At 45.0% G+C, this 24,630-nt stretch carries 23 protein-coding genes, 3 pseudogenes, 2 riboswitches and 2 other annotated features; of the genes and pseudogenes, 10 read left to right on the top strand and 16 right to left on the bottom strand.

Annotated elements, in window-relative coordinates:
- Window positions 1-31 precede the first annotated feature (31 nt).
- Window positions 32-1,300 carry a heme ABC transporter ATP-binding protein gene (locus Pmgp_RS08495; RefSeq protein ID WP_243119780.1) on the top strand — a complete coding sequence of 423 codons (1,269 nt, stop codon included), beginning with the start codon at window positions 32-34 and terminating at the stop codon, window positions 1,298-1,300.
- Here the strand turns inward: Pmgp_RS08495 and Pmgp_RS08500 are convergent.
- Both Pmgp_RS08500 and Pmgp_RS08505 read right to left on the bottom strand, forming a co-directional pair.
- Window positions 1,280-1,576, bottom strand: coding sequence for a hypothetical protein (locus tag Pmgp_RS08500; protein ID WP_134213563.1), 297 nt, complete (start codon window positions 1,574-1,576; stop codon window positions 1,280-1,282). The genes Pmgp_RS08495 and Pmgp_RS08500 overlap by 21 nt on opposite strands.
- Window positions 1,573-2,871, bottom strand: coding sequence for a hypothetical protein (locus Pmgp_RS08505; RefSeq protein WP_205077990.1), 1,299 nt, complete (start codon window positions 2,869-2,871; stop codon window positions 1,573-1,575). Before Pmgp_RS08505 ends, Pmgp_RS08500 begins: the two co-directional genes overlap by 4 nt.
- A gap of 123 nt (window positions 2,872-2,994) precedes the next feature.
- Window positions 2,995-3,051 (bottom strand) — a sequence feature (sodium ion sensor (DUF1646 type); this cis-regulatory element may regulate processes involved in with the transportation of sodium ions).
- A 234-nt stretch (window positions 3,052-3,285) separates the two neighbouring features.
- A riboswitch (cyclic di-AMP (ydaO/yuaA leader) is annotated at window positions 3,286-3,520 on the top strand.
- A gap of 115 nt (window positions 3,521-3,635) precedes the next feature.
- Between Pmgp_RS08505 and dapB the strand changes: the two genes are divergently transcribed.
- A complete protein-coding gene (gene dapB / locus Pmgp_RS08510) occupies window positions 3,636-4,499 on the top strand; it encodes a 4-hydroxy-tetrahydrodipicolinate reductase (RefSeq protein WP_192902855.1) in 864 nt (287 codons plus the stop codon).
- Between the two features lie 112 nt (window positions 4,500-4,611).
- A riboswitch (cobalamin riboswitch) is annotated at window positions 4,612-4,801 on the top strand.
- Window positions 4,802-5,203: 402 nt separating this feature from the next.
- Window positions 5,204-5,731, top strand: a complete 528-nt coding sequence (locus Pmgp_RS08515) for a hypothetical protein (protein ID WP_134213565.1) — start codon at window positions 5,204-5,206, stop codon at window positions 5,729-5,731.
- Between the two features lie 44 nt (window positions 5,732-5,775).
- Here the strand turns inward: Pmgp_RS08515 and Pmgp_RS20850 are convergent.
- The 7 genes and pseudogenes from Pmgp_RS20850 to Pmgp_RS08545 all read right to left on the bottom strand — a co-directional run.
- Window positions 5,776-6,060 (bottom strand): annotated as a pseudogene (locus tag Pmgp_RS20850) (hypothetical protein); the annotation flags it as partial.
- Window positions 6,033-6,200: an SLC13 family permease gene (locus Pmgp_RS20855; protein ID WP_427910024.1), complete on the bottom strand. Its 168-nt coding sequence runs from the start codon at window positions 6,198-6,200 to the stop codon at window positions 6,033-6,035. The pseudogene Pmgp_RS20850 and the gene Pmgp_RS20855, both read right to left, overlap by 28 nt.
- Before the next feature lie 125 nt (window positions 6,201-6,325).
- A complete protein-coding gene (locus Pmgp_RS08525; protein WP_345789134.1) occupies window positions 6,326-6,571 on the bottom strand; it encodes a thioredoxin domain-containing protein in 246 nt (81 codons plus the stop codon).
- A 20-nt stretch (window positions 6,572-6,591) separates the two neighbouring features.
- A pseudogene (locus Pmgp_RS20270) lies at window positions 6,592-6,714 on the bottom strand (YbbN family protein); the annotation flags it as partial.
- 49 nt (window positions 6,715-6,763) lie between these two features.
- Window positions 6,764-7,435 (bottom strand): Crp/Fnr family transcriptional regulator, encoded by a 672-nt coding sequence (locus Pmgp_RS08535; protein WP_192902856.1) that lies wholly within the window; start codon window positions 7,433-7,435, stop codon window positions 6,764-6,766.
- Between the two features lie 219 nt (window positions 7,436-7,654).
- The gene (locus tag Pmgp_RS08540; protein WP_205077992.1) at window positions 7,655-9,109 is read right to left on the bottom strand and encodes an MFS transporter; all 1,455 of its coding nucleotides are present in this window, start codon (window positions 9,107-9,109) and stop codon (window positions 7,655-7,657) included.
- Window positions 9,110-9,542: 433 nt separating this feature from the next.
- A complete protein-coding gene (locus tag Pmgp_RS08545) occupies window positions 9,543-10,826 on the bottom strand; it encodes an ArsB/NhaD family transporter (protein WP_134213568.1) in 1,284 nt (427 codons plus the stop codon).
- 272 nt (window positions 10,827-11,098) lie between these two features.
- On the opposite strand from Pmgp_RS08545, the gene Pmgp_RS08550 reads away from it, so the two are divergent.
- Window positions 11,099-12,706 (top strand): cation:proton antiporter, encoded by a 1,608-nt coding sequence (locus Pmgp_RS08550; protein WP_134213569.1) that lies wholly within the window; start codon window positions 11,099-11,101, stop codon window positions 12,704-12,706.
- Between the two features lie 31 nt (window positions 12,707-12,737).
- Here the strand turns inward: Pmgp_RS08550 and Pmgp_RS08555 are convergent, their stop codons facing one another.
- Window positions 12,738-13,175, bottom strand: a complete 438-nt coding sequence (locus tag Pmgp_RS08555) for a universal stress protein (protein WP_134213570.1) — start codon at window positions 13,173-13,175, stop codon at window positions 12,738-12,740.
- 148 nt (window positions 13,176-13,323) lie between these two features.
- Window positions 13,324-13,379: a sequence feature (sodium ion sensor (DUF1646 type); this cis-regulatory element may regulate processes involved in with the transportation of sodium ions), on the top strand.
- Window positions 13,380-13,459: 80 nt separating this feature from the next.
- On the opposite strand from Pmgp_RS08555, the gene Pmgp_RS08560 reads away from it, so the two are divergent.
- Window positions 13,460-14,851 carry an ArsB/NhaD family transporter gene (locus Pmgp_RS08560; RefSeq protein ID WP_134213571.1) on the top strand — a complete coding sequence of 464 codons (1,392 nt, stop codon included), beginning with the start codon at window positions 13,460-13,462 and terminating at the stop codon, window positions 14,849-14,851.
- 21 nt (window positions 14,852-14,872) lie between these two features.
- Here Pmgp_RS08560 and Pmgp_RS08565 read toward each other — a convergent pair whose 3' ends face one another.
- The 3 genes from Pmgp_RS08565 to Pmgp_RS08575 form a co-directional block, all read right to left on the bottom strand.
- Window positions 14,873-15,520, bottom strand: a complete 648-nt coding sequence (locus Pmgp_RS08565) for a potassium channel family protein (protein WP_134213572.1) — start codon at window positions 15,518-15,520, stop codon at window positions 14,873-14,875.
- 142 nt (window positions 15,521-15,662) lie between these two features.
- Window positions 15,663-17,057: a sensor histidine kinase gene (locus tag Pmgp_RS08570; RefSeq protein ID WP_134213573.1), complete on the bottom strand. Its 1,395-nt coding sequence runs from the start codon at window positions 17,055-17,057 to the stop codon at window positions 15,663-15,665.
- Window positions 17,058-17,164: 107 nt separating this feature from the next.
- Window positions 17,165-17,869 (bottom strand): response regulator transcription factor, encoded by a 705-nt coding sequence (locus tag Pmgp_RS08575; RefSeq protein WP_134213574.1) that lies wholly within the window; start codon window positions 17,867-17,869, stop codon window positions 17,165-17,167.
- Between the two features lie 247 nt (window positions 17,870-18,116).
- Here Pmgp_RS08575 and Pmgp_RS08580 point away from each other — a divergent pair, with 247 nt between their 5' ends.
- The 5 genes from Pmgp_RS08580 (at window position 18,117) to Pmgp_RS08600 (ending at window position 22,373) form a co-directional block, all read left to right on the top strand.
- Entirely contained in the window at window positions 18,117-18,584 is a 468-nt protein-coding gene (locus tag Pmgp_RS08580; RefSeq protein ID WP_134213575.1) for a hypothetical protein, read from the top strand.
- A complete protein-coding gene (locus tag Pmgp_RS08585) occupies window positions 18,581-19,219 on the top strand; it encodes an accessory gene regulator ArgB-like protein (protein ID WP_134213576.1) in 639 nt (212 codons plus the stop codon). Before Pmgp_RS08580 ends, Pmgp_RS08585 begins: the two co-directional genes overlap by 4 nt.
- A complete protein-coding gene (locus Pmgp_RS08590; RefSeq protein ID WP_134213577.1) occupies window positions 19,216-19,347 on the top strand; it encodes a cyclic lactone autoinducer peptide in 132 nt (43 codons plus the stop codon). Before Pmgp_RS08585 ends, Pmgp_RS08590 begins: the two co-directional genes overlap by 4 nt.
- A gap of 65 nt (window positions 19,348-19,412) precedes the next feature.
- A complete protein-coding gene (locus Pmgp_RS20700; protein WP_345789136.1) occupies window positions 19,413-20,747 on the top strand; it encodes an ATP-binding protein in 1,335 nt (444 codons plus the stop codon).
- 729 nt (window positions 20,748-21,476) lie between these two features.
- Complete coding sequence (locus tag Pmgp_RS08600) at window positions 21,477-22,373, top strand: ATP-binding protein (RefSeq protein ID WP_243119781.1); 897 nt, start codon at window positions 21,477-21,479, stop codon at window positions 22,371-22,373.
- Between the two features lie 3 nt (window positions 22,374-22,376).
- On the opposite strand, the pseudogene Pmgp_RS08605 reads toward Pmgp_RS08600, so the two are convergent.
- From Pmgp_RS08605 to argH, 3 genes and pseudogenes are all read right to left on the bottom strand, one after another.
- Window positions 22,377-22,565, bottom strand: a pseudogene (locus Pmgp_RS08605) (ArsR/SmtB family transcription factor); the annotation flags it as partial.
- Window positions 22,566-22,926: 361 nt separating this feature from the next.
- On the bottom strand, window positions 22,927-23,127 hold the full coding sequence (locus tag Pmgp_RS08610; protein WP_134213580.1) for a pyridoxamine 5'-phosphate oxidase family protein: 201 nt from the start codon (window positions 23,125-23,127) through the stop codon (window positions 22,927-22,929).
- A complete protein-coding gene (argH, locus tag Pmgp_RS08615; protein ID WP_134213581.1) occupies window positions 23,124-24,623 on the bottom strand; it encodes an argininosuccinate lyase in 1,500 nt (499 codons plus the stop codon). The genes Pmgp_RS08610 and argH overlap by 4 nt, the downstream gene beginning before the upstream one ends.
- Between the last annotated feature and the right edge of the window lie 7 nt (window positions 24,624-24,630).

Below are 24,630 nucleotides of genomic sequence, written 5' to 3' on the forward strand. Positions count from 1 at the left end.
GTGTTCAGGTCAATTCCTGGAGGTTTGAATAATGTCTGTGATTTTAAGAATAGAAGACATCGAATGTTCCTACGGGGCGGTTAAAGTGCTGAGAGGGTTGACCTTTTCCATAGAAAGCGGCAGTTTCACCGGTATCATCGGTCCCAACGGCTCAGGCAAGTCAACCCTTTTAAAATCATTAAGCCGTGTGCTGAAGCCAGCCAAAGGGGCAGTGCTTCTTAATGAAGAAAACCTGTACAACCTGGACACGCGGGAAGTTGCTAAAAAAATGGCGGTGGTCCCTCAGGAGACTGCTGTGAACTTTTCATTTACGGTTAAAGATGTGGTGATCATGGGCCGCTCCCCTCACCTGGGCCGTTTTCAAAGCGAGGGAAAAAAAGATTTTGAAGCAGCCCGGCTGGCCATGGAACTGACAGGCACCGGCCACCTGGCTGACCGGCTGATCACGGCAGTCAGCGGCGGAGAAAGGCAAAGGGTGATTATTGCCAAAGCCCTGGCCCAGGAGCCAAAAATTATTTTACTTGACGAGCCGACTTCACACCTGGACATCAACCACCAGATTGAAATTCTAAGTTTGTTAAAGAGCCTGAACAGGGAAAACAACCTTACTATTATTGCGGTCTTCCATGATCTGAACCTGGCCGCGCAGTACTGTGACAGGCTTATTCTAATGAAAAGCGGCCTTGTTTTCACCATGGGCGATCCGGCGGAAGTCCTCACGGCCGATAATATTAAGCAGGTATACGGCGCCAGTGTTCTGATCAGAAAACATCCTGTAACCGGCCAGCCTTCCATAATACTCCTGGCCCAGGATGCTCAAGCCGCTGTAAAAAAAAGCAGGGTCCATGTAATCTGTGGGGGCGGAGCTGGCGCTGCTGTGCTTGGTTTATTGGCGGGCCACGGGTATGAGGTCAGCGCCGGTGTTCTCAACTCAGGTGATATTGACTGGGAAACGGCTAATTTTCTGGGGATACAGCTGGCTGAAGAAATACCTTTTTTGCCAATTTCAGAACGAAGCCACAATGAAAACATAAAACTTATTAATGAAGCCGCGGCCTGTATCCTGGCCAATATCCCCTTTGGCCGGGGCAATTTAAAAAACCTTGAGGCTGTATCTCTTGCCCTTGAACAGTCAAAGCCTGTTTTAATTATAGAAGAAACGGACATTGAGGAACGCGATTTCACCGGCGGCAAAGCTGCGTCGCTGTACAACGGGCTGAAGGAAAAGGGCGCGGTTGTACTGCGTGAAAAAATCCTGGTCCTGGATTGGCTGCAGGACTCATTGTCCAATACCCGTTAGTTCGTTAAAACCGGCAAGAGTACTGGCATATCTCATCTCTTCCAGCAGTTGAGGCTCTGACATGGATAACATTTCCAGCTGACTGCGCATTTTAGTCACATCGTCATATAAAATATCCCTTTCTTTCTTGAGTTGAATTAACTGGTTGGCTAACTCTTTCGTTTGACGCATAGCCTCAGTTTTTTCGATATCCTCAGATATTCTATACTGTAGAGATAACAGTACTCCGGTTATCCCTATTAAGAGCAGACTCCAGTAAACTTCCTTCAGCTTCACCGTACCCCTCCACTTGAATACTGTGCTAAATATTCTTTAAAGCCGGAAGCCAATTTCGACTGCACAAATTGTTCCATGACTTTTGCCCATACCCGTTGTGTTTCTAAAAACGCGCGGAAATGTATTCTGACGTTCTTGTGGTACTTATCCAGTTCGTCCAGGATGTTTATAAAGTCCGGCCGCCCAAAATACACGCAGATTTTTGGCAGTGTCTCCCTCAGTTGATTTCTCATCTCTTCAATCTTTTCCTCATAACTATCAGGTGTTGTAATATAGAGCAGTAATGGCTTATAGCGAATCCAACCTATACAAGCCCTGTAAAAGCGAGTAATAATTTGATCATTATCAGCCCTGATAAATTTCAGCCGTGTTGGGAGAACACCTTCTAAAAGGTGGTTATAAGTGGAAAAACCGTCATGGAAGGTGTAGCAAGGCACACGTAGAACTTTTCTATCGCTCAGGCAGGTACTCAGAAAAGTATCCTCGCCCCTGGCTCCCGGCGGGTTGTAAAACGGAAAAACCCTGCGGGGATCGGTAAGGTTGATACACAGGTTGGCGCCTGAGATGAATTTGGCACGGTTAATTTCCCGCACCTCTGAAGCAGCACCGCTTGTCAGCACCCCGGTATCCGCGTAAGTTACTCCACCGTTGCTCATTACCGCCTTAATATTGTCCCAGTTCAAAATATCATTACTGATGGCTTCAATAAAAGCACGAAAATTCTCCTCAGTCATTATCTCGCCGTATTCCACATATGGGATGGGGGATACATAGCCGCAGTGATTTCCATGGGTTATATCCGCTTGAGCAATATGTTTCAGGTGGGTTGCCAGGACATGCTGCCCTCCCCAAATTGCTGTTTCATGTGTGTTTGTAACGGCTACCGGGTATTCGTCGTCATCCAGAAAAATCAGGCAATCCATATTATCCTTTATGGCGTTATAGAGCAACGCGTTTCGTTTCGCTGCGTATCCCTTACCGAATATCAAGCGCGCTTCCCGGATACTGACAACATTATTTTGAGCCAGCCAGTCGATTTCTTCTTCTATGGAAGAGCTTCCAATAAACCGGCTGCTATTGATCTGCTCCATTAGTTCAGGTTTTATGTTGGTGTAATCAGTTACTTTGGTTTTGTGATAGTCAAGATCGTATGCGATATAGAGATTTAAGCTAATTTTCTCGTTTCCTACCAGGCCGGATTCATTCCAGTTATGAATATAAGTCCTCAGGACCTTTTGGAAACTCTTCCTTCCTGTTGCAAAGCCGATTCCGACCTTGATTTCCCGCTGCCTCATAAAAATCATACCTCCTTTTTTAGTTCCGGACACGGTCCGGTAAATCGAATCAATCAAACAACTTTATATATTGCGTGAAGTTGTCTGTTTGGTTAAAAATTAAGGGTGGCCAGCCAGCAACCTGACTTCCCACCCCAGAAGCCTTTACCTTGAAAACGAACCGACTTGGTACGTCCAACTCGTAAAATGCACCTTATTTTTTTCCATATTTTATCACATTTAATTATTATTTTCAACAGAACTATCTTTTATAGAGAAGCGATTTTCGGAATGACATCTCAGATCTCCTGGCTATTATAAAAAATATTTGTATATTCATTTAATATTGTAATTTTGTATATTTAGTATTGCAACTGACAACTTTTTTTGATATAATAAGTTGTAGCAAATATTTAACAATTAAATAGCGGCTGCCTTATTAAACCGCTCAATTCTTTAAGTAGAAGCGGGGGAACCATTTTTCACCGGGGTGAATCAATTTGGTCGTGAGTCGTTGGACTTTGGTAGTTGGGCTGCTTGTTGGAATTCGGTTTACCGAATTCCTTCTAAAGACTAACCCCCAACCACCCACCACTCACCACCCAAATTGTAGGGCTATTCTTTCGGCCCGAATCCGTCAGCTAACCTCGTCAGCGTTGAAAGGGAAGCAGTTAACAATTCAAGCTGTTGAGTTTTTGCCTTGCTCATTGCTTATCCCTTTTTGACCCCGGTGTTTTAAACCGCGGGGTTTTTTTATCCAAAATTTAAAAATGGGAGGGGATCAAATGTCCACAACAGTAAGAGTAGCTCTTTTTGGTTTCGGACGTATGGGCCAGGCTGTAGCCAGGAATCTGTTAAAAGACCCTTCTGTAAAGCTTGTGCTGGTGGCAAGCCGCAGCGGCGGTGAAAAAGTGGGCAGAGACATAGGAGATATTTTAGAAATTCCTGATACAGGGCTAATTGTAAAGGGAAGTGATCAGCTTGTTCAGTCTTTGACAGCGACACGCCCGGATATTGTAGTCGATTTCACCAACCCTGAGGCGGGCCTTATCAATCTAAAGACCGCGGCCAAATACGGCGCTCATCTAATTGTAGGAACCACGGGGTATACAAAGTTCCAGGCCGAGGCGCTACGTTCTATCGCCAATATGTATGAAGTAAGCCTGGTTATGGCTCCAAACCTCTCTATCGGCATAAATATGCTGATAGATTCTGCTAAAAAGATGGCTAAAGTCCTGTCTGGTTTTGATATCGAGGTAATAGAGGAACACCACCGCTATAAGAAGGACGCGCCCTCCGGAACCGCAATACGTTTGGCCAAAATAATTGCGGAAGGAGTGGGCATAAATCCCGAGAAAGAGTTGATCTTTGGCAGGCAAGGAAATAAAAGCAGTAAAGGAAGAGAAATCGCCATACACGCTATACGCGGCGGGGGAACTATAGGAGTCCATAAAATAGTTTTTGTCAGCGACAACGAACGCCTGGAAATTAAGCATGAATCGATAAACCGTAATGCTTTTACCGACTGCTTAAAAAAAGTAATAAAATACATCCACTCTCATCCGGCTGGTATATATTCAGTAGAAGAAATTTTAGGGTTGGAAACGCCCGTACCCGAAAAACAGATGGTAAAAGTGGATGTTTCATGACGGAGTGTAAAATGTGTGGACGGTACGGTTTTATCTTCAGCTTGATATTCATGTGTTTTAGACAATATTTTTTAGTGGACAAATAGTTTAGTTGATGTTAGGATCTTTTTAGCTAAAAAAGAACTGACCAGGTACCCCTTTAACGGGGTGAAAAGGGAACCGGGTGAAAATCCCGGACGGTCAGGCCACTGTATGTGGGGAGCGGCTCCCTTGAGTGCCACTGGGTTGACGATAAGCCCGGGAAGGCGGGAGATTAGCTGAGATCCACAAGTCAGGAGACCTGCCTGGTCAGATGGTTACCGCCTTCCGTGGAAAGGCCGGGGCTGTTTTTATTTTTCACAAGGTTTATACCTTTGGAAAACCCGGGTTCATAGCGGAGGAAACCGGGTTTTCCATTTATCTCCTTCTTCCAAACATGTTTTATGCCTGATCCGTTCACATTGAACGGGTTTTTTTTCACCTGAAAAGGAATTTGACAATTTATAAAATAAATATATGCTAGAACCATAAGAGCTTAAAACAAACTGATAGGATTAACAAGATTTGAATTGATTAACAGGATTTTAAATACATCCAATTTAAATATTAACTCTATAGACAAGGATATATTGTTTTAAACTTAAGTAATTATTTATATCCTGTAAATCCTGTCAATTTGTTTACTTGGCAGTAAAAACGTCCAATAAGTACAGGGAGTGATGTTTGTGAGCAGGCGAAGAAGCGCCAACCGGAAGTTTAAGGGAAAACATCAACCGGAGAAACAGCAAAGTATGACGTCGAAGCAGCCGGGAATGGAATTAGAAAGCAAAGATCTTTATCAGGAAAACCCGGTCAGGGAAAAGCAGGCAGAGAAAGAAGGCTGCCTCCCGCTTGCGGTAATCCTGGAGATACTTGCCGCGGAGTATGAGGAAGGAAGGCAGGGGGACGCGCTGTGCAGGGCCGCAGTGCGCCTGGCTGAAGAGAGCGGGGAAATCGCCAGTTACCGGGCCAGGTGGGACGCGGCTCAAGAAGAATCGTCCGGCAGCCAGTCGATATACCTGTTCGACCGCCGCCAGGCCATGGAACTGATCCGGTATCATCAGAACAAGGGGAACGGGGAGGCTCTGAAAAAGGAAAAAGAAAAGCTTATAATAGCGGAGGGCCGCCTGCTTCTCGGCCAGTCTCCGCCGCTGAAAATTACCGGCGACGACCTGAAGAAACTGGAGGAGTTTATCAGGGAAAGCGGGTTTTAAGCAATATTGATTGACTCTCCGCTGTATAAGCCAGTTATGTCGCACTAATGGAGATAACGGAGCAGCAAGTAAACCATGGAGATAGCCACCGACATCAGCATCATCGGAAAGGCTACTTTTATAAAGTTCACAAAGGTAATAAGCACTCCTCTTTTCTCGGCCATACCTGCCACAACCACATTGGCTGAAGCGCCAATAAGGGTCCCGTTACCGCCAAGGCAAGCCCCCAGGGAGAGCGACCACCATAGTGGGTTCAGGTCGGTTATGCCTCCTATCCGGCCCATATCCTGGATCAGAGGGATCATTGTCGCCACAAACGGGATATTATTATGGCCAGATACTCGAAGACTCCGGTGTGGCGGGTTATTCCCACGATGACCATCATACCGATGAGGAGGCCGATGGTGTTGAAGTCGATAGCGCTGACGGCCCTCTCCTGGGTGATGATTCCCGCCAGCAGGATTAACATCGCGCCGCACAGCGCCACTACAGTGCGGTGAATCTTATCCGCGATCAACAACAAGTAGGTTCCCAGAAAAACCGCGGAGGCAAATACAACTTGATATGTCACTGGCACTTTCTCCTTTTAATATCTTACATACCTAACTGATTTTTTATAATTTCCTTATCCATAACACAATCCAATCGCTTGACGATCTTACCTTGATCTAATACAACGACTGCCGGTACCTTCTCTATGTTGTATTCTGCCGCCAGGGTCTTCTTTGTCGCCATATCAACCTTGACAATTTTATATTCATTGCCATTCCCGGAATTAATATTCTCAATGAGTGAAACAAATGTCAAGCTTTCTGTTACCTGTGCGTTAAAGAATAACAACAATACCTTTTTGTCACTTTATCTTCGAGTACCGGGACTACATCTTTGCACACATGACAAGTTTTCCTTGAAAAAATCACCAAGCAGGGTTCTCCGTTGTCATATATAATTTCTTCAAATGTTTTCGAATCCAGGTGTTGCATCTTTTATTCCACTCCTTTTTTGTTCTCAAAAGAATTTTATTGTACTTGATCAGTCGTTAAACTCTTGCTGATCTATTAATTGCTCTAACGCTTTTAAATCTTTAACAATAATTAGGCCTTTTCGCTTCTCCACAATACCAATTTTCTCAAGTTCGGTAATATATCTTGTAACATTACTTCTATGTGTTCCAACAATTGAAGCAATATCTTTACGACTTGGTAAGTTTTTAATAACAATCTGCCCATTTTCAATTTTCTTACCTAAAACATTAGCAAGTTGGTAAATAAAACTATAAATTTTAGTATTACAAGAGTAGATATTTTCATTTAATACTTGTTGCATACAAAAAAAATAACGTTTATTAACTCGTTCAATGTAAGTTTCCAAATTACCTCGACTGCTTATAATATGATCTAAGTAGTCTTCTCTCTTAATGTATAGAATTTCCGAATCGATTTCTGCAACAACTCGTTTACCGAATGAACAATTATAAGGTATTGGATTTATTTCTTGTATATACCACATTAGTCTTTCGTTACCTGCGGCATTGGACATGTAAATTTTAAGTAATCCTTTATTTAAAAAAGCATGCCTCTGTGGATATAACCTTACATTATCGCCCTTCTTTATAATTGTTTTATACTGACAACGGCGAATAAATAAATCCCGCAAATCTGCTCCTTCACCATCCATAAATGGGAAAAACTCATACATGCTCATTGACAGTATACCTCCACATGTTAATTTAAATAAATTATAACATGAAGGGATAGCTGATACCCAAACCATTGAATCAACGATTTGGGTACAAAAAAGTAATATAAATTTTTTTCTAAATTTTAATCCCCAATAATTTGATATATAGGCGCACAGCTAAATTCATTATAGCAATAGCAAAACCTTATTGATTTGTTGACCAACAACTTTGGGTTCTTAAAATTAAACTTTTTCCGAAGATATTTTACTCGAAGTATTCCTCAAGAAGGATGCGATCATCGCCAATACCGTTAATACAATTAAAAAGGAAAACAGAATTTTATACCCGCGAGTAATCAGATAGAGTTCATTTAGTTCCAGATTTGCATTCGCTCCGGCATAAATTGCATTCTTTAAATAACCCGGCAAGCTGCTCGTAATAACCATTAAAGAAAATGCGGTACTAATTACACTCCCCATATTTTGCAGCATTGAACGCAAACCGTTGGCGATACCCCACCTGTTGGGCGGCACCGACATCATAATGGAATGGGTGTTGGGAGTTTGAAAAATACCGGTTCCCACACCGACAAGCAATAGCCCCATAGTGATCCATACGGGCGAATTATATACATTTAGATTCACCATGAGTAAAACCATTCCAATACAAGAAATAAACAGTCCGGAAGTAGAAAGCTTATAGGTACTGTATTTACGGCACAGTGTTCCTGCTAAAGGCGATGCCAGAATCATGCCTATAGTTAATGGCAGTCCTTTGATTCCTGCCTCAAAGGGATTCTGCTGACAAACAACCTGAAAGTATAAAACAACAACCAGGAGAATGGACGCACGGGCCAGCGAGTTTAAGAATGTCGCCAAGTTGGCCATAACATACGCGCGATTGTTGAATAGGGAAAAATCAATCATAGGAAACGGAATCCTTCGTTCGATCCATAAAAAACAAACCATAAAAATAATAAAAAGGGCAAAACCAATTATCACCGGATAGGTATGCCAGCCAATGACACCTCCCTCTGAAAGCGCAAGGATAACCCCCACCAGCGACAAAAAAATAAACAGATTTCCCCAAATATCCACTTTCTCTTCTTTTGCCCGTCCCGGTACCGGACGAAGAATAATTATAGACCAGACTAAGCCAATCAGACCCATTGGCACATTAAACCAAAACACCCAGCGCCACCCCAGGGTATGAACCAAAAGCCCCCCGACAACCGGGCCCATAAGCTGTCCCGCAGAAGCAACAACAATGTTGATTCCTAATGCTGTGCCCAAAAATCTCCCTGGAAAAGCATCCGTAATCATAGGTATCGTATTGGTGATGATCAGTGCGCCGGTAATCGCTTGTAAAGCTCTAAGAATAATCAATACCCAGACATTCGGCGCCAGTCCGCACAAAAAACTCATGATCGAAAATCCGCTTAAACCTATTAAGTACAATCTGCGCCTGCCAAAAATATCCGCTAATTTGCCGAAGATTAAAATAAAAATCGTATTAAAGAGCATATAAGATATCAATACCCAACTGGTTTCCACCGGACCCGCTTGAAAATAAGCGGAAATCGCGGGTAATGCAACATTCAGGGAACTTATATTTAGCATCACCAGCAATACTCCGAAACCGGTGGATGAAAGTAAAAACCAAGGGTATAACGGTTTATTAATTCTAATCGCCTTCAATCCTTCATCATTCTGTCATGGATTACATCCATACGGGTTAATCTTTTTTACAGCAACTGCTTGATGCACCTTATCGGGTTAGGCGCCCATGCATGGCATTACAATCGATCCCCGGTACGAGACGTACCGGGGATCGATTTTTCAATACTTCCTTTCTTTAAGCGCTAACTGTGCAAAAAACCTTTAACAATCCCACATCCTACGTCATTTTCACTTATTCGCCAGCACAATAAGCTTATTTAATTGTAGCATTAACTTCAAATAATAAGTTGTCAACCAACAACTTTTAACTTAGATCCGGTAAGTAAAATTTGAAAACCTGCTGCAACATAAACTCAAAAAAGTCAAATCACACTTGTTTAGCAAGTATGCCTTAATAGTGCACGTACGGTTTGATAGGGGAGCCACGTGAGTAGTTTCCCTAATCTATTACCTAGTGGAGATAGCGAAGCAGCAAGTAAACCATGCAAATGGCAACCGACATCAACATCATCGGGAAAGCCACTTTGGTGAAGCTCATAAAGGTAATTAACACTCCTCTTTTCTCCGCCAGACCGGCCACAACCACGTTGGCTGAAGCGCCAATAAGGGTCCCGTTGCCGCCCAGGCAAGCCCCTAGTGAGAGCGACCACCACAAGGGGTTCAGGTCGGTTATACCTCCGATCCGGCCCATATCCTGAATCAGAGGAATCATCGTCGCTACAAACGGGATATTATCCACAAAGGCCGAAGCTATGGCTGATAGCCATAGAATAAGTATTCCTGTAGGAACCATTGCCCCACCGGTCAATTCCAGGGACTTTCTGGCTATGTATTCTATTACTCCCACTTCATCCAGCGCACCGACCACCACAAACAGGCCGGCGAAAAAGAAGATTACCGGCCATTCCACCGCGCCGAGAGCGTGTTCAGGGTTATCACGGGTCAACAGCAGCAGCAGCGCCGCGCCGGAAAGGGCAATAGTGGCGGATTCCAGGTGCAGGAACTGGTGCAGTACAAAGCCCAGGACAGTAAGGCCGATAACCCAAAGACATTTTTTGAGATTAACCGGGTCTTTGATTTCCTTTTTCTCATCCATTTCCATAATACTTTTTTGTAAATCCGGAGTGGTTACCAACTGCTTTTTATAGAGAATCTTAAGCCAGATCATGTTGGCGATATGCACTACAATGACCACCGGGGTCAGCGCAATCACAAAATCCATAAAACCCAGGCCTGTGGCGCTGCCGATCATAATGTTCGGCGGGTCGCCGATCAGGGTGGCGGTCCCGCCTATGTTTGAAGCAATTATTTCAGCAAAAAGATAAGGAACCGGGCTGATTTTCAGCTGCCGGGTAATGGCAAAGGTTACGGGGACTATCAGCAGTACAGTGGTCACGTTGTCGAGTAAGGCAGAAACCACGGCGGTAACAGTAGCCAGGGCTATCATGATCCGGACCGGATCGCCCTTTACCAATTTGGCTGCCCATATGGCCAGATACTCAAAGACGCCGGTGTGACGGGTTATTCCCACGATTACCATCATGCCTATGAGGAGGCCGATGGTGTTGAAGTCGATAGCACTGACAGCCCTTTCCTGGGTGATAATCCCGGCCAGCAGGATTAACATCGCGCCGCACAGCGCCACTATGGTGCGGTGAATTTTATCCGCAATCAACAACAAGTAAGTTCCAAGGAAAATTACGCAGGCAAAGGCAATTTGATATGTCGCCGGCACTTTTACTTTCCCCTTTTTAAATTATTAGCTTAAAATACTTTATACAATGTTAAACCCGTAGTAAAGTATATTTTCCTTATAAGCTATTTTTTATATTATCAGATACCTGCTAAGGACTGATTGGTGTTTATATAAGTGGTGACAAATCCCGCCTGCAGCTTATCTTATCGGAGATAAGCATGCCTGGAAGGCTCTTTTGGGGTATAATTATAAAAACCCGCTGGGATACTTTTGGTGAGTTTGTCTAAAAAACAAGGGGCGTTCGTGGATAAATGATTATCCATAACATACAGCTAATCTTCATTCTTTTGGCACTGTCGGTTGGTGTGACGGCACTGGCTAAAAGGCTTAACAAACCATACCCTATCGCTCTGGTGATTATCGGGGCGGTCGTCGGGCTCTTGCCGCTGGGAGGGGTTCTTGAAGAAATAAGGAATTTCTTTGCTTCTGATGAAGTCTTTCGCACAGCTGTTATTTCTATTTTTCTTCCGGCTCTATTAGGAGAGGCTTCTTTAAAACTCTCCCACACGGAAATCAGCCAGAACCGCCGGCCCATTGTTTTGCTTGCTTTCCTGGGCACTGTAATTGCGTATGTTATAACAGGCGGCCTGTCCCATTTGGCTCTTGGGCTGCCCGTTCAGACGGCGCTGGTTTTTGGCGCGTTGATGGCAGCGACCGATCCGGTAAGCGTCATCTCGGTATTCAAAAATCTTGGGGTCAACCGCCGCCTGGCAGTTATCATGGAAGGAGAGAGCCTGGTCAATGACGGCGTTTCGGTAGTGCTTTTCAAGCTGTCCGTTTACTCCCTGACTTTTATCTTCTCTTTAGGTATATGGGGAGCGGCTGTCGGGGCGGCTATGTTCCTTAAAGTGGTGGTTGGAGGCACACTGGTAGGTCTGTCACTTGGCTTTTTAATATCACAGGTAGTTCGCTATTTTGACGACTACCCGCTGGAAAACGCACTTTCCGTTGTGCTCTTTTTCGGCACATATATTATCGCGGAAAAAATAGAAGTCTCCGGTGTTATTGCCGTGGTGGCGGCAGGATTGGTATTAGGGAATTACGGCAAGGTAATCGGCATGTCTCCCACCACAAGATTCAGTATCTCAGTGTTCTGGGACACCATTGTACTGGCCGCGAATTCCCTGGTTTTCATTCTGGTTGGCCTGGAAATATCCCACATCAACATTATTGAGCATGGGTTGCAAATTTTAATAGCCACAGTATTGGTAGTAATCGGGCGGAGTGTGGCCGTTTACGTTGCAACCCTCGGCGATAAAATGCCAATATCATATAAGCATATTATAAACTGGGGCGGACTGAAGGGATCACTGTCTCTTGCCCTGGCCTTAAGCTTGCCTTTGGATTTTACCGGCAGGGAAACAATAATCGCCCTTACTTTCAGTGTTGTGTTCTTCTCCCTGGTTGTACAGGGGTTGACCATTTCCCCGCTGATTCGCGTCCTGGGGCTTCAAAAAACTGTAAGCGGCTTAAAAGAGTATGAACAATTATTGTTTGAATTTCAACAGGCCGCTGCCGCGGTTGCTGAACTCAACCGCTTATTTAAAGAGGGGCAGGTTTCTCCACAGATCTTTAACAAAATTGAAAAGGAAACTGCTGAAAGAATTCTGAAAGTTAATCAAAACTTAAGCGCCCTTTACGACAAATATCCGGAGCTTCTTCAAGAACAGGAATTCAACGCGCGCAAGAAGCTCCTCTATGCCGAACACTTATCCATCGAAAAGCTTTTGTCGGAAGGTGTTTTAAGCGAGGAGACGGGAAACGAGAGAAAATATCTTGTCCTGGAACAAATTGAAGCCTATGATAGAAATGAGATACACAATACTAAAGCGGATACCGAAGACAATTCAAAAGACTGAACATTACATTCGTAATTAAAATTCTCACCTCTTAATCCTTGGTTATCAGAACCGGACACCTGGCATTCTGGATTACATAGTTGGAGACGCTCCCCAGTCCTAATATGAGTCCTTCAATAAGACCCCGGTTGCGTGAACCCATCGCAATCAGGTCTATTTTCTCTTTTTCGGCGAACCGGACGATTGCCGCACCGGGACTGTCCTGCACAATTACATGCTGCACCTGAACGCCCTCTTTTCTGATCTTTTCTTCGGCCTCTTCCAGCTCACTTTTAAAATAATCGAAACTTTTTTCCTCCAAATCCCTGAGCATATCATGGCCTGCTACCGATGAAACTATTTCAGGCATTTTGACGGAGGTAAAGATGTAGATTTCCGCATTGCAGTTTTTTGCTATTTCTGTCGCAATCTCAAGGGCTTTAAGGGATTTTTTCCCACTGTCATACGCCACAAGAATTTTCTTAATCATCCTTTAGAACCTCCTTCAATAAATAATCTTCTAACAACGGCGATCAATTCCTGCTTTAAAAAATAAAGGATTTTTATTATAAAAGAACTTGTTCTGTAAAAAGTGATATGTTAAAGTAATGGAGTACATTTTTATAATAGTCTTTCCGGGTTGGGCGAATTTTTTTATTCGTTTTCAAGGTTTAGTCTTCTGGGGTGGGAAGTCATTTTATATGACATCCCACCTTTTTTAATTAAAAAAACATTTTGGCAAATGATATAAAAACGTTGTAAGAGGTGAAGGTTTTGATAGAACAGTACCAGGTGATCATAGCAACATCGGTTTTCTTAATTACTTATATCGTGATAGTATCCGAAAAGGTTCACAGGACAGTTGCCGCCCTGGTCGGGGCCGCCCTGGTGGTATTAACCGGCATCATTGATCCGGAGAAAGCTGTAGATGCCATTGATTTCAATACCATCGGCCTGCTGGTCGGAATGATGATCATTGTAGGCATCACCAGGCACACCGGTATATTTGAATTTCTGGCAATTAAGGCCGCTAAAAGTTCGCAAGGTGAGCCGCTGAAAATTATAGCCGCCTTGTCCCTGGTCACAGCCATACTATCCGCATTTTTGGATAATGTTACCACTGTACTTTTAATTGTGCCGGTAACTTTCGCCATCGCCAGACAACTCAAAATTACACCACTGCCGTTCCTGATTGCCGAGATCATGGCATCCAACATTGGCGGAACAGCCACATTAATAGGTGACCCGCCGAACATTATGATCGGCAGCGCTACCGACCTCGGCTTCATGGACTTTGTTTTCAACCTGACCCCTATTGTGCTGATTATTTACGTTATGACCATACCGCTGCTCCAGTTCATCTTCCGGAAACAGCTTTTTGCGAAAGAGGAACTGAAAGAAAACATAATGCGGCTGAATGAACGGGAAGAGTTAAAGGACCCCGTCCTGCTGCGAAAAAGTCTTCTGGTGCTCTCCCTGACCATTTTAGGGTTCGTCCTGCACCAGTATGTCCATCTGGAATCGTCGGTGATAGCCCTGTCGGGGGCCACGCTCTTGCTTCTGGTCACAAAAGAGGACCCCGAACACGCCCTGCAGATCGTGGAATGGCCCGTAATCTTCTTCTTTATCGGGCTTTTTGTGGTAGTTGGAGCTTTGGAAGAGGTGGGGGTTATAGAAGCGGTCGCCAGGTGGTCTTTGGAAATGACCGGCGGGAACGTGCTCCCGACAGGGATTCTGATCCTCTGGCTGTCCGCTGTTGCCTCAGCATTTGTTGACAACATCCCCTTCGTGGCGACGATGATCCCGCTGATTCAAGATATGGGCCGCATCGGCGGCATCGCCGACCTTAACTTTCTCTGGTGGTCATTATCTCTGGGAGCCTGCCTGGGGGGCAACGGGACTGTCATAGGCGCCTCTGCCAATGTTGTAGTAATTGGTATGGCTGAAAAAAGAGGCCAGTATATAGGTTTTATCGACTTCTTCAAAATAGCGTTTCCACTGATGCTGATGTCAATAGTAATATCAACCGTTTATCTTCTTTTCTGGTATGTTTTCCACACTCAGACCGCAATGCTTGTTACATTCGGTACCGGGATAGTGATGGCACTGTTCTTGAGGCCGGTAACCGTTATGCTTCTAAAAAAGAGAGTGCGGGATAATTGTTAAAGAAGTCCTGGAAGCACATTCCTACTTTTCTTCCAGGTCTCTTAACTTGTCATTGCGGCCAACTACCACCAGAACGTCCCCGTCATTAACCACATGCTTCGCGCCGGGGGAAATGATCACGTCGTTGCCCCGCCTGATGGCGAGCACTGTTGCGCCGTGCTTCATCCTCACATTTCCTTCAGCCAGGGTTTTGCCGACAAACTCAACCGGGGCCATCAGCTCTATAATACTGTAGTCCGGTGAAAGGTTGATCTGGTCCATGATATTTTTCGAGACAAGCGCCTGGGCGACCCGGACTCCCATATCACGCTCCGGGAAAACCACTTTGTCGGCGCCGATCCTCTCCAGGACCTTCCCGTGCAGTTCGGTCACAGCTTTGGAAACCACTGTCTTAACACCTAAATCTTTCAGCATTACTGTGACCAGGATGTTCGTCTGGATGTCCTGCCCAATGGCCACTATCACCACGTCAAAGTTTCGAATGCCGAGCGCCTTGAGAGCCTGTTCGTCCATGGCGTCCACCTGGACCGCGTGGGTGACTTTCTCCATGATGTTGTTTACTTTTTCCTCGTTGGTATCAACCGCAAGAACGTCGTAGCCCATTCTGGTAAGGGTCAGGGCCAGGCTTGTACCAAAGCGCCCCAGACCGATGACGGCAAACTGTTTCATTTTTTAGTCTCACCTTATTCCCAGATTTTATAGGCAGATCCTTTTTGCAGAACCTGCCTTCAGCCAATCAAAATATAAAGAAATTATATATAAAACTCTGTGAAAAGAAAAGAATAAGTATTACTTTTCCCTAACGTTATTCTTAAGCGATGGGAAGGCGGACGGTGAATGTGCTGCCTTCTCCCACTTTGCTCGCCACACTGATGGCGCCTCCGTGTTCCGTGGCGATCCACCCGGCAATAGCCAGCCCCAGTCCGGTGCCTTCACCTGAGCGGGCCTGGTCGGCCCTGTAAAATCTCTCAAAAATATAGGGCAGGTCGGATTCCGCGATACCAATACCGCTGTCAGTCACGTTAATTTCAAGGAAAGAACCGTCTGTCCCGGCTTCCAGGCGCACCTGCCCGCCGGCGGGTGTGTATTTGAAAGCGTTTTCTATTAATATGAGAAAAATCTGCTTCAAATAATCCGCGTCACCGACCAGTTTGTATCCTTCCAATGCGGAAAAATCGCCTGCCTGGAAATCTACTTCCCCGGAGAGGGCCGAACCTGTACGTGCGGCGTCTGTGAGCAGGGTTACCGGATTGATTTCTTCTTTCTTCAACTCAAGTTTCGAGTCTGCTCTGGCTAAAACCAGCAGGTCCGACACTAGCCTGGACATTCTTTCAGCCTCTCCGGCTATGTCTGCCAATGCCTCCGCTCTGGTCGCGGGGTCGGCGTCTCCCATCTTCCTCAGCAGTTCCACGTTGCCGCGTATGGTTGTAAGAGGCGTGCGCAGTTCATGAGAAGCGTCAGAAACAAAGCGACGCTGCGCCGCTTCAGCCTTTTCGAGGCCGTGGTAAGCATCCTGGAGCCGGTCCAACATGTTGTCAAGTGTCCCCGCCAGCCTGCCTACTTCATCACCAGGACCGCTATAATTAATCCGCCTGCTCAAATCCCTGGCCTGGATGGCTGAAGCAGTCTCAGTAATCCGGTTAATAGGCTTCAGGGCGGCGCCCGCCAGAAGCCAACCCGCGGTTCCGGCCAGAACAAGGATAACCCCCCCGCCAAATAACAAAAGCAGCCTGAGCCTTTTCAGGGCTGCTTCGGTCGGCCCAAGGATCCGGCCGACCTGCAGCACGCCGATTACCTGCCCCTCCAGGACAAGAGGACGGTTATATATCCGCAAACCCTGGCTGCCGGACATAACCGTCTCAAAAAAATCGCTGCCGCCGGCCGCCCGCCGCAGAGTCTCCTCGCTAAGAGGCATGATCTGCCCGCCCAGGTTGTTTGACTGGGCGGCGACAGTCCCGCTTCTGTCCACAACCTGGATATAGGTGTTGGGAGTGGCAAACACGTCCACATCGGGCAGTACTACCTGCCGCAGGCTGCCCACAATTTTAGTTGAGCGGATAACTTCCCCGGCGATCCCGGCCACAGCGCTGTCAGCCTCGTAATTGAGGTTGCGCTCCATAAAATAATAAACCAGCGCTCCAAAAATCAGCATAGTCAAAGCCAGGACCGTACTGTACAAAAAGGTAAGCTTGAGACGAAGGGACATTTCTTACATCCTTCCTGGCCTTTTTTTATGTCAGAATACAGAATTCAGGACAGAAGTCAGAATACAGAATAATTATTAAAACAATATTAATAATTTCTCTTGCCTTTTTATTCTGTCTTCTGGATTCTGAATTCTGTCTCCTTTTTAAGCACATACCCGACCCCGCGCACTGTTTTAATCAGCCTTTCCCCGCCGGACTCTTCCAGCTTCTGCCTTAACATGCCTATATAAACTTCAAGAACGTTGGACTCACCCAAAAAGTCGGCGCCCCAAACCCGGTCCATTATCAGATCCCTGGTCAGGACCTGGCGCGGGTGTTCCATAAACAGGGCCAGGAGCTCAAATTCCTTGGCCGTAAGATATAACGGCCTGTCGCCGCGCCTGACCTCCCTTGTCATATAGTCGAGTACAAGGTCGTCGTACGACAGCGGCAGCATTTCTTCCTTACCGGGCTTTTTTCTGCGCAGCAGCGCCCTGACCCTGGCCAGCAATTCTTCTAACGCAAATGGTTTTACCAGGTAGTCATCAGAGCCCAGATCCAGTCCCTTAACCCGGTCGGCTACTTCATCCCTGGCAGTGAGCATCAGTACCGGCAGGTCGCTGACAGCCCGCAGCCTGCGGCATACCTCCCAGCCGTCAAGCCCCGGCATCAGCACGTCCAGAATAACCAGGTCGGGCTGCCAGGACGCCGCCAACCTAAGCCCCTCTTCACCGCCTCCCGCCGCCTGCACGTCATATCCTTCAAAAACCAGCGAGCGGCGCAGCAAGGCGGTAATTCTTTTATCGTCATCAATAACCAGGATTTTTGACATTATCCTAAACCTCCGGCGGATTCTACATTTTATAAATTCGTTTTAAATTCGTGGTTTTTAATGAAAAACCCTTCAGCATGTACAGGGGTTTTATTAAAAACACTATGGTGTTTTTTACCTTCTACATTAAAAGGTTTCTAGGCAAATTCGTCGAACTATGTTGGAATATTGTAGAAAATAATGGTCGGGTTTTAACAGGAAATTTGTACAATTAGTTAGAATATTTAAAAAGGATGGCGATATTAAAATGGAAAAATTACTGTTATTTCTTATGCAAGGCATACCAGAATCGGCGGGATACTTCTCTTTAAGCCTGGCTCTGCTGGGCGTCCCCCTGCGCTGGAAGCGCATTGTGGCGGCGGGGACGGTGCTGGCCCTTGTTTTTTATGCGGTAAGATCCTTTCAATTGACTTTCGGTTTTCACATGGCAGTAGGAATATTTTTAATTGTTGTGGCTATTAACAAATCTACTCATATTCCGTTAACGAGAACTTTCGTAGCAGTACTTACTAGTTTTGTAACCCTAATCTTACTTGAACTAATAGGGATGAAAGTATTCTTTACTGCGACGCATCTCGACCCGAACACAACCATAGTGGAAAATAACAACGTCTTATGGGTGTTGTCGGGCCTGCCGCAAGCTTTTCTGCTAAATATATTTGCTTTATTAGTCGCCAAGTTCAATAAACCACGAGAGGATACCTGGAAGATATGAGTTACCTTGCTTTCAGCAAAAGCGCGGCTAGGTTTTTAACCGAAAAGACGGGCCTTTCCCCGGAAAAGGAAGTCGTCCTGGCCTATTCTATAGAATTGCTGGCGCTCAACCTGGGCAACATCCTGTTCACCCTCCTGCTGGCCGCGCTGCTCGGCGTGCTGCCCGGCGTCCTGTCCTGCCTGGCGGCGGCTTTCCTGTTCAGGCACACGGCCGGCGGCGCCCACTCCAACTCTCCCTGGCGCTGCGCCGCGGTCACCATCGCCGTATATCCGGCGATGGCCCTGCTGGCGGTGTTTCTTTCACAGTACGGCCAAACGCTTACCGGCGTCCTGGCGGCCGCCGCCCTTTTAACCGGGCTGGTCACGCTCGCTGTTTTAGCGCCGGTCGACTCACCGGCCGCCCCCATCATTTCCCCGCACCGGAGAAAGAAACTGAAAGTGCTTTCGTTCGCGGTGCTGGCGTCGGTCGCGGCAGCCATATTTTTCTTCCGCCGGAGCGACTGGCTTTACGCTCCACAAATCCAGGTGTGTCTGGCGTTAAGCGTCCTGTGGGTCAGTTTCATGCTCGGCAAACCAGGGCACCGTTTAATGTGCCTTGTGGACAGAATAAAGATAAGGGAGGTGCGTAATTTATGAGTAAAATCGCGGTAAGACTAATTGTTTTCGCAACAACCACACTACTTTTTCTAGCAAACGTTTTTGCGGCGTCCGCATGTGGCTCTTATCATTATCAGCCGGAAGTGCCCGAATCGCTGAGGAGGTAAAAAAGAGGTGGTCCTTCCACCTCTTTTTCAACGGATAAGTTCGTTGGTGGTGAACACTTTTGAAAATGGAAAACGATATCATGAACAGGCAAGGTTATTTTTACGAGCACCTGTCCACCATGCAAACGTTATGTATATTTATATTGCTGCTGGGCTTTATCAAGTATAAACATACCTTCATCTTTTACCCGCCAAATGGCATGCATATTTTTTTTGGTTTATTGTTCTTAATCGGGCTGGGAACAGTTTTATTATATAATTCTTTTTCTTTTCGTGATATTAAGATCAGAGGGAGTCAGCCTCAAGATAATTCCAATCACAGTTCATTAATCAAATATGTATATACAATCATCCCGTTTCTAATTGCTTTAATATTGCTTTTCATCAGGGGAAATGGTCTTTTGGTGGAGTCCATCTTCATCCTGCCCGTTTTGTTCGCCGCGACGGTGCTGGGCAAGAAGGCCAGTTATGCCATGGCCGCGACCTGTACTCTTGTCTTAATCTTAAACCAGTCAGAAGTTAAGGTAGTCTCATTGATGCAGTCGCTGGAATCAAACATATTTCTGATCTGCGCCATGTTCACGGTGGGCTGGTTTGTAGGCGGTTTGATGGACATTGAAGCCCAAGACCGGAATCAGGTGAAACAAAGTGTGTTGTCCCTTAAAGAAGAAATTGACCGGCGGGAACAGATGGAGAAGGAAATGGCGCGTCTTGACAGGCTGAATCTCATAGGAGAAATGGCGGCAGGCATCGGTCATGAGATCAGGAATCCGATGACAACCGTGCGGGGGTTTTTACAATTAATGCAGGAAAAAGAAAGGTATGCGCAAGACAGAGAATTCCTCACACTAATGATATCTGAGCTGGACAGGGCTAATTCAATTATTTCCGAGTTTCTTTCGCTGGCAAAAAACAAAGCGGTGGATTTGAAAGAGCAAAGCCTCAATTCAATAATCGAGACCCTTTTCCCTTTAATCCAGGCGGACGCTATGGTTTCAGACAAAAATATTACAATAGATTTGGAAGAGATCCCTGACTTATTCTTAGACGAAAAAGAGATTCGCCAGCTGATTCTAAACCTGGCTCGCAACGGGTTTGAAGCTATGCCTGCCGGCGGCGAGTTAAAAATTAGAACTTTTACTGTGAGTGAAGAGACGATCCTGGCGGTCCAGGATCAAGGAAAAGGCATCGACCGGGATATACTGGATAAAATTGGAACACCATTCTTCACCACCAAAGACACCGGGACAGGTCTGGGTTTAGCGGTGTGTTACAGTATCGCCGCCAGGCATAACGCCGAAATTAATGTGGAAACGGCGACGACGGGCACTACCTTTTACGTTAGATTTAAAATATTAGAACCAAAAACTGATTCAAAAACAATTGTTCAGGTTTCTTAACTGGTTTCCTCATATCTACCTGTCCCCCTTGAAATACTGCAAAGCCTTCCCCCCCCCCCCGCAGTACGCTTCCGAATCTTTCTTTCCTAATATACAATTTAGATAAATCAAATAATAATTTCCGTTTAACAGGAAAATAGAAAATTTTATCGAAATTTAGCAGAAAATCAAAGGTTGGCGCCATGAAATGGAAAACCGCAAGAAGCCGCCTGGAAAATATAAACTAAAAAGATTAAACCTAAAAAAAGGATTCTCTAAAAAAACATCTACAAGAGGTGGTCCGCCACCTCTTTTTTACAGGTACTTTCTTGAAGGGTGCATGTTATCGATATGAGAAAGGACACCGGAAAAAGACAGTATTCGTTTTATGAGCATCTGTCCACCATGCACATGTTTTGCATGTTTATATTAATGCTGGGGTTTATAGAATACAAACACAGTCCCTTCATTTACCCTGCATTCAATTTAATAGTGTTTACATTCCTGAGTCTGGCCGGCTTAGGAATAGTATTATTCCTCAATCCCTCTTCTTATCACAATACTAAAGAAGGGCAGTTCCTGGATAGTTCCGCACCTGATCTAAAAGTAAAACTATTTTATATGGTTTTCCCGTTTCTTGTAGTACTAACATTATATTGCCTTAAAGACAATGGAGTTTTATTAGAAACACTTTTTGTGCTTCCCGTTTTATTTACCTCGACAGTGATTGGTAAAAAAGCAAGTTATGCAATGTCCACAGTTTGCACTCTTATTTTAGTTTACACTCCTGAGCTTACACTGAACTCTCTGGTAACAGCGCTGGAATCGAACATATTCATTATCGGCGCCATGTACGCGGTAGGCTGGTTTGTCGGCGGGATGATGGATATCGAGGCGCAACACCGGAAACAGCTAAGACAAAGTGTACTTGACCTCAAAGCAGAAATTAACCGGCGGGAACAGATGGAGAAGGAAATAGCCCGCCTGGACAGGCTGAATATGATTGGGGAGATGGCGGCCGGCATCGGGCATGAGATCAGGAACCCGATGACAACCGTGCGAGGTTTTTTACAATTATTGCAGGGAAGAGACAAGTATGCCGGTGACAGGGAATTTTTTGACCTGATGATAGAGGAGTTGGACAGGGCAAATTCAATCATTGCCGAGTTTCTTTCTTTGGCCAAAAACAAAGCGGTAGTTTTAACGGAACATGACCTCAACTCAATAATAAATAATATTTACCCCTTGATCGTGGCGGACGCTATGATTTCAGACAAGAATACCATTAAAGAGCTTGGAGAGATCCCTTTATTATATTTAGATGAGAAGGAAATTCGCCAGTTGATTTTAAACCTGGTGAGAAATGGGCTTGAAGCAATGTCCCCCAATGGAGTATTAACTTTAAGGACCTTTATTGACGGGGAAGAGGCGGTCCTCGCGGTCAAAGACGAAGGCAGTGGTATTGCGTTGGATATACTCGAAAAGATAGGCACTCCCTTCTTTACCACTAAAGAAAACGGGACAGGATTGGGTCTCGCTGTCTGTTACAGTATCGCAGCCAGGCATAATGCCGTGATAAAAGTGGAAACTGCTGCCACAGGGACCACATTTTATGTGAGGTTTAAGCTGCCCGGCATAAATCAATGACTATTATTCCTCATCACGTATATGCTTCAAAGCGCTGTCCATAAGCGCCCCCAGGTTTTTGTCACTCAGTGAATAATAAACAAATTTGCCTTCCCTGCGCTGCCTGGCCAGCCCCATATTACGCAGGAGCCTTAAATGATGGGAGGCCGTAGCCACATTAGTGCCAAGGATACTGGCGACGTCACATACACATAGTTCTGAGTCCCTCTAACCTGAATACCAGCAACGATTCCGCTCCTAAACCAGACATTATTTAAGTCTCCTGTAATTTTTTTAAGACAATAACACTATAACGTTCATATGATTATTTGAATATCATCATATACCAATTTTAGTTTTTGTCAATATCTCTGCGTAAACAAGGAAATTCGGAGTATTTTCCAAGACTGAAATCCAGCTGTGTATAATCCATCAAATCCGTACAAAACCATCAAAGAACTGGCCAGAGAATGTGAGACCGTAGTTAAAATGACGAATACCACGGGTAAGGAGCGTGAAAGACTCATTTAGACTCAACGAAGCCCTTGGAATACCAAGGGCTTCGTTAGTCTCTTTAATATCCAGCTTTCTTTCCGGTCATTTCTTTTATTTCTATTTTTAGCACTTGCACCTTTGACAGTGATTCTTCCCGGTATTCAAACGCTGTGGCCCCTGCATATTTCTCCGTCAGTATATTCAATGCCGCCAGCTTTTCTTGCTTTTCATTTATGAATACTACTTTGCCTAACCCTATTACAATTTTCTCCTCTTTCATTGTCGCTGCGGGTTAAACGCCAAAATTCTATTCTCTTCCATCTGTATTTTCCCATAGGCACTTTCAACATGGGCGATTGCCTCTTTTAGCCATAGTTTTTCAGCTTCTAAACAATCATTTGCTTCACCTATCATTTTCTCAACCGAATCTTTACCGGGACCTCCGATACTCTTTTTAGATTGTACATTTTTGTGAGGTTCCAACACGTCGTTAATCTCATCCTGGCTTAAATCCAGTCCCTTCCCCAAAATCTCTTTAGAAACTTTTTTAATAAGAGAACTATTCATTGCTTCGATAGTCAAACCTTCATCCAGTACTTCCGCTACCATGCCTCCGACAATATCATGCGCTTCGGAGAAAGATATGTTAAATTTAAAAACCAGATAGTCGGCAAGTGCGGTCACTGTTGAAAAGTTGTTTTTCGCCTTTTCAAAAGCTATGCTTTTCTTCAAATTTGAGTGCTTGATGGTTTCTGTTAGGAGGCCCAGACTATGTAAAACTTCTTCATGAGCATCCCAATACTGGCTATGTGATTCAAACAAATCCATACACAGCGAAAATGGGGTATTCTTCAGGGAGGATAAACTAGATACCAGCGCTCCCATAATATGCGCTGCTTTTGCCCTCGCAAGTTCCAGCGAAACGGGATTCTTTTTCTGCGGCATTATGCTGCTGCAAACAGCTATCTCTCCGCCAATATCTAATAATCCGAATTCATCTGTGCACCATAAATAATGGTCCTGGGCCATTCTGCTGATATTAACCATCATGATCGCCAGTGCCGATTCCACTTCCAACAGGTAATCTTTGGAACCGACACAATCAAGAGCGTTGGATAAAATGCCGTCAAAGCCCAACAAATCACTTAAGGTCCGGCGATTAACAGGGAATCCCGTACCGGCAAGCGCCGCGGCTCCGTAAGGCGATAAATTTGTTCTGGCATAAGCATTTTTTACTCTTTCAAAATCGCGTTGCAGGACATTAAACGCGGCAATATAATAGAACCCCAGGGTAACCGGTTGTGCCGGCTGCATATGTGTATATCCGGTTAAAACAGTTTCTATGTTTTCAGCCGATTTTTTCAGGAGTGCCTCTTGAAGCGCAATAATCCTTTGTGAAATAACCCATACCGATTTTCTTACCTCCATACGCCAAAGTGTCGCATAGATATCATTTCTGCTTCTTCCCGCATGCAGTTTTCCGCCGGCTTTAACTCCAACTTCTTTAATTAAAGCCTGTTCCACATTGAAATAAAGCTCTTCATATCTGCCGTCAAGATCTTTTAATGTTAAACCGTTTTGTACTTTTTTCAAACCCTGGAGAATTAATTTGCCATTAACTTCATCTATTAGCTTTTCCTTTACCAGCATTATAGCGTAAGCCTTGTTTAATAAGATCATTTCGTTAAAACCAATCTTATACTCCTTAACAATGCCAGGAAATAAAATTTCGTTTTTAAAGTAATCTGACAACTCCGTTTTAATTCTACTTCTCATTTCTATA

Source organism: Pelotomaculum propionicicum, assembly GCF_004369225.1.
GTDB classification, from domain to species: Bacteria; Bacillota; Desulfotomaculia; order Desulfotomaculales; family Pelotomaculaceae; genus Pelotomaculum_B; species Pelotomaculum_B propionicicum.

Coding starts and splice junctions, on each gene's coding strand:
- Pmgp_RS08610 (WP_134213580.1), bottom strand. CDS start 23,127: ATGAAAGAGGAGAAAATTGTAATAGGGTTAGGCAAAGTAGTATTCATA.
- Pmgp_RS08570 (WP_134213573.1), bottom strand. CDS start 17,057: ATGTCCCTTCGTCTCAAGCTTACCTTTTTGTACAGTACGGTCCTGGCT.
- Pmgp_RS08590 (WP_134213577.1), top strand. CDS start 19,216: ATGAGTAAAATCGCGGTAAGACTAATTGTTTTCGCAACAACCACACTA.
- Pmgp_RS08565 (WP_134213572.1), bottom strand. CDS start 15,520: ATGAAACAGTTTGCCGTCATCGGTCTGGGGCGCTTTGGTACAAGCCTG.
- Pmgp_RS08585 (WP_134213576.1), top strand. CDS start 18,581: ATGAGTTACCTTGCTTTCAGCAAAAGCGCGGCTAGGTTTTTAACCGAA.
- Pmgp_RS08495 (WP_243119780.1), top strand. CDS start 32: ATGTCTGTGATTTTAAGAATAGAAGACATCGAATGTTCCTACGGGGCG.
- Pmgp_RS08600 (WP_243119781.1), top strand. CDS start 21,477: ATGTCCACAGTTTGCACTCTTATTTTAGTTTACACTCCTGAGCTTACA.
- Pmgp_RS08580 (WP_134213575.1), top strand. CDS start 18,117: ATGGAAAAATTACTGTTATTTCTTATGCAAGGCATACCAGAATCGGCG.
- argH (WP_134213581.1), bottom strand. CDS start 24,623: ATGAGAAGTAGAATTAAAACGGAGTTGTCAGATTACTTTAAAAACGAA.
- Pmgp_RS08535 (WP_192902856.1), bottom strand. CDS start 7,435: ATGAGCATGTATGAGTTTTTCCCATTTATGGATGGTGAAGGAGCAGAT.
- Pmgp_RS08555 (WP_134213570.1), bottom strand. CDS start 13,175: ATGATTAAGAAAATTCTTGTGGCGTATGACAGTGGGAAAAAATCCCTT.
- Pmgp_RS08550 (WP_134213569.1), top strand. CDS start 11,099: ATGATTATCCATAACATACAGCTAATCTTCATTCTTTTGGCACTGTCG.
- Pmgp_RS08505 (WP_205077990.1), bottom strand. CDS start 2,871: ATGAGGCAGCGGGAAATCAAGGTCGGAATCGGCTTTGCAACAGGAAGG.
- Pmgp_RS20700 (WP_345789136.1), top strand. CDS start 19,413: ATGGAAAACGATATCATGAACAGGCAAGGTTATTTTTACGAGCACCTG.
- Pmgp_RS20855 (WP_427910024.1), bottom strand. CDS start 6,200: ATGTTAATCCTGCTGGCGGGAATCATCACCCAGGAGAGGGCCGTCAGC.
- Pmgp_RS08575 (WP_134213574.1), bottom strand. CDS start 17,869: ATGTCAAAAATCCTGGTTATTGATGACGATAAAAGAATTACCGCCTTG.
- dapB (WP_192902855.1), top strand. CDS start 3,636: ATGTCCACAACAGTAAGAGTAGCTCTTTTTGGTTTCGGACGTATGGGC.